Source organism: Microbispora sp. GKU 823 (assembly GCF_002027145.1).
GTDB classification, from domain to species: Bacteria; Actinomycetota; Actinomycetes; order Streptosporangiales; family Streptosporangiaceae; genus Microbispora; species Microbispora siamensis.
Genome location: NZ_MWJN01000207.1, coordinates 1 through 4,390, shown reverse-complemented (window position 1 = coordinate 4,390; position 4,390 = coordinate 1). Strand labels below are relative to the sequence as shown.

Below are 4,390 nucleotides of genomic sequence, written 5' to 3'. Positions count from 1 at the left end.
ATCGGGCTCGCGCTCGCGGTGTTCTTCAGCCGGAACTTCCGGCTGTCGGCGACGCTGCGCGCGCTGTTCCTGGTGCCCTGGCTGCTGCCGCTGATCGTGTCCGCCTCGACCTGGTCGTGGATGCTCAACAGCGACTCCGGCGTGGTCAACGCCGCCCTGAGCTGGGTCGGCCTCGGCCCGGTGAACTGGCTGACCTCACCCGACTGGTCGCTGTGGTCGGTGACCATCGCCAACATCTGGATCGGCATCCCGTTCAACCTGGTCGTGCTCTACAGCGGCCTGCAGGCGATCCCCTCGGCCGTGTACGAGGCCGCGGCGCTGGACGGGGCCGGCGCCTGGCAGCGGTTCTGGCGCGTGACCTTCCCGCTGCTGCGGCCGGTCTCGGCGATCACCGTCCTGCTGGGGCTGGTCTACACCCTCAAGGTGTTCGACATCATCTGGATCATGACCAAGGGCGGGCCGAGCGGATCCTCCGGCACGTTCGCCACCTGGTCCTACCGGCTCGGCTTCGGCAACCTCGTGCCCTCCTTCGGCCCCGGCGCGGCGGTCGGCAACCTGCTGATCCTCATGGCGCTGGCCTTCGGACTCGTCTACATCCGCGTGCAGCGACGGCAGGCCGCGGCATGAGGCGGCTCAACACCGCCGTAGGCCTGGCGCTGACGGCCGTGATGCTGTTCCCGGTCTACTGGATGGTCAACGTGTCGTTCACGCGGGACCAGGACATGCGCAAGTCGCCGCCGTACTGGTTTCCGGTCCACGGCACGCTGGACGGCTACCGGGCGGTGCTGGAGCGGCAGCTGCCCTACCTGGGGGTGAGCCTGGTCGTCGGGCTGGGCACCGTCGTGCTGACCCTCCTGGTCGCGGCGCCGGCCGCGTACTCGCTGGCCAAGCTCCGCCCGCGCGGCGGCGGCGTGCTGAGCTTCGTGCTGCTGATCGCCCAGATGATCCCCGGGATCATCATGGCGATGGGCTTCTACGCCATCTTCCTCACCACCGGCGTGCTCAACACCGTCCCCGGGCTGATCGTGGCCGACTCCACCCTCGCGGTGCCGTTCGCCGTGCTCATCCTCACCACGTTCATGTCCGGCATTCCCGAGGAGCTGATGCAGGCGGCCCGGGTGGACGGAGCCGGGGTGACGCGTACGTTCGTCTCGATCGTGCTGCCGGTCTCCCGTAATTCGATCATCACGGTGTCGCTGTTCGCCTTCCTGTGGGCCTGGTCGGACTTCGTCTTCGCCTCCACCCTCGACCAGGGCGGCGCCCGCCAGCCGATCACGCTCGGCATCTACCACTACATCGGCAACAACAACCAGGAGTGGAACGCCATCATGGCCACCGCCGTGGTCGCCTCCATCCCCGCCACCGTTCTGCTCATCGTCGCCCAGCGCTACGTCGCCGCAGGCGTCACCGCCGGCGCCGTCAAGGACTGAACCTCTTCGAGAAGGGACCCCCTCTTCATGACCGTCGCCGCTTCAGGCCCGGTGTTCTCCCTGCGGGAAATCCCGTTCAGCTACCGCGGCTCGTGGTTCGGCTTCTCGCCGGTGGTCGCCGAGAACACCTACGCCCGGGACGTGCATCTGGTCTCCCACCAGACCGGCATGCATCCGATCCTGCGGCTGGCGCCGTCCGCCGAGAGCGACGTCACCGCCACCCCCCACCGGCTCACCTGGAGCCGCGCCGGCGACCGGATCGACCTCGCCTACGAGAACGCCGACACGGTACGGCTGCGCGGACGTGGCCTCGGGCTGAGCCTCCTGGCCGCCGACCCCGTCCTGACCCCGTTCAGCGGCCCGTACTTCTACCAGGATCCAGCGGACGGATCGTTCGTCTTCACCGTCTACCAGACCGGGCGCCGCTATCGGGTCACGGTGCTCGCCGGACAGGCCGAGGCGCGGGGCGTCCAGGCGCTCGGCGCCGCCGAACGGGGCGTCGTCCTGAGCGGCGAGTGGGAGGTCGCCGTCGAGGAGTACGAGACGGCTCGCGCCCCCTACACGGGCACGGCCGCCTTCGAACAGGTGGCCGAGGCGGCGCGGGCCCAGTTCGACGCGTTCACCGCGGCGGTCGCGCCCTGGCGCAGCGACCGGACGCCCGCGGCCGAGCTGGCCGCCTACGTCCTGTGGTCGGCGACCGTACGCCCGGCCGGGTTCGTCACCCGGCCCGCCGTGCTGATGTCCAAGCACTGGATGGACAAGGTGTGGAGCTGGGACCACTGCTTCAACGCCATCGCCCTCGCCGACGGCCTGCCCGGCCTGGCATGGGACCAGTTCCGGCTGCCCTTCGACCACCAGGACGACGCCGGCGCGCTGCCCGACTCCGTCACCCACTCCGAGATCCTCTACAACTTCGTCAAGCCGCCCATCCACGGCTGGGCCCTGCGCCGCCTTCCACCGGCGGCCGAGCCGGAGGAGGTCTACCGGCTGCTGGAACGCTGGACGACCTTCTGGCTCACGGCGCGGCGCGTCCCCGGCCGTGAGCTGCCGCACTACCAGCACGGCAACGACAGCGGCTGGGACAACGCCACCACCTTCGACCCCGAACGGGTCGTCGAGACCGCCGACCTGGCCGCCTTCCTCGTCCTGCAGATGCGCGAACTGTCCCGCCGGGCCCCGGACCCCGCCGCGGCGGCCCGCTGGTCCGGCGCCGCCGACCGGATGCGCGACGCGCTGCTCGCCGAGCTGTGGACGGGGGACCGGTTCGTCGCCCGCGGCGCGCACTCGGGGCGCACCTGGTCCAGCTCCAGCCTGCTCGACCTCATGCCCATCGTGCTCGGCGACGAGCTCCCGGGGCCGGTGCACACGGCGCTCGCCGCACACATCGCCGCGCACCTGACCGCGTTCGGACCCGCCACCGAGCACCCCGCGTCGGAGCACTACCAGGACGACGGCTACTGGCGGGGACCGATCTGGGCCCCCTCGACCGTCCTCATCGAGGACGGCCTGCGCCGCGCCGGCCACGCCGGGCTGGCCGACGAGATCAGCGCCCGCTTCCGGAGGCTGTGCGAGCGGTCCGGCTTCGCCGAGAACTTCGACGCGCGCACCGGCGAGGGGCTGCGCGACCGCGCCTACACCTGGACGGCCGGCGCCTACCTCATCCTCGCCGCCGCCCACGAACGGCGACACGAACGGCGACGCGAACAGCGGACACCGACAGCGGAGTCGGCGGCGTCAACACGAGCGCAGACGCGTGCATAGCCCGGCATAGCCAACGGCACACCGCCGCCATGTACGAGTTCCGCCGATCCGGCCGTTCTCACCCGGCCTGCCCGAGAGGATAGGTTGGCTCCCGATCATCGGGTACGAGTGGCCATGAGGGGGTGCGGGACGTGGTGCCGTCCACGCTCGGCGGTCGTTACGAGCTGGAGGAGCTGATCGGCCAGGGCGGGATGGGCGAGGTCTGGCGGGGTCGCGACCTGCGGGGCCACCGTCCCGTGGCGGTGAAGATCCTCGCGCCGCAGGTCGCCGGGGTCGCCTCACGGGAGCGCTTCGCCCGCGAGGCCCGCGCCGCCGCCCGCGTCGTCCACCCGAACGTGGTGACCGTGCTCGATGTGGGCGAGCAGGACGCGCGGCCTTACCTGGTGATGGAGCTGCTCACCGGCCGCAGCCTGGCCGCGGAGCTGCTCGACCGGGGCCGGTACGGCGTGGCGGAGGCCTGCGGCCTCATGAGCCAGGCCGCCGCGGGCCTGGACGCCGCGCACCGCGCCGGGGTCGTGCACCGGGACGTCAAACCCGCCAACCTGCACCTCACCGCGAGCGGCGTGCTCAAGGTGGTCGACTTCGGCGTCGCCCAGGTGGCGAGCGAGGCGGCGCGGCTCACCATGGTGGGCACCGTCGTCGGCACCGCCGCCTACCTGGCTCCTGAGCAGATCGACGGCAGGGGCGGCGGGTCCGCCTGCGATCTCTACGCACTGGGGTGCGTCTGCTACGAGCTGCTGTGCGGGCACCCGCCGTTCACCGGATCGGCCCCGGAGCTGGTGTATCAGCACATCCACCAGGCCCCGGTGCCGCCCGGCAGGCACCGCCCCGACATCCCCGCCGAGCTGGAGCGCCTGATCATGGCGTTGCTGGCCAAGGACCCGGCCGCCCGCCCCGCCGACGCGGAGGTCGCGCGCCGGGTCCTGGCGGCCGTCGCCCTTTCCGCGGGGGAGCCCACCCGGACGGCCGTGATACCGGTGCCGCCCCCGCCGCAGGCGTCCTACACCGGCGGCGCGCGTGCGGGCGACACGGCGCTGCTCGACACCCCGCTGCTCGACGCCCCGCCGCCGGGCGTCCCGGCCGGCCGTACGGCGGGGGGTGTCGCCCGAGCGGCGCACGCTCATCCGGCTCGGTGCCGCGGTGGCGGGGGCTCGCCGCGGGTCACGATCGGGGGTGGCGGCGCTGTCCGACGGCGGCGG

4 protein-coding genes are annotated in these 4,390 nt (G+C 72.3%); all 4 read left to right on the top strand.

Features of this window, described 5'->3' with window-relative positions; translation table 11 throughout:
* A partial coding sequence (locus B1L11_RS44030; RefSeq protein ID WP_079321069.1) for a carbohydrate ABC transporter permease occupies positions 1-627 on the top strand: 627 nt, incomplete at its 5' end.
* A complete protein-coding gene (locus B1L11_RS44025) occupies positions 624-1,430 on the top strand; it encodes a carbohydrate ABC transporter permease (protein WP_079321068.1) in 807 nt (268 codons plus the stop codon). The genes B1L11_RS44030 and B1L11_RS44025, both read left to right, overlap by 4 nt.
* A 27-nt stretch (positions 1,431-1,457) precedes the next feature.
* Entirely contained in the window at positions 1,458-3,191 is a 1,734-nt protein-coding gene (locus tag B1L11_RS44020; protein WP_218671699.1) for an amylo-alpha-1,6-glucosidase, read from the top strand.
* Between the two features lie 122 nt (positions 3,192-3,313).
* On the top strand, positions 3,314-4,390 hold a 1,077-nt coding region (locus tag B1L11_RS44015), incomplete at its 3' end, for a serine/threonine-protein kinase (protein WP_079321067.1).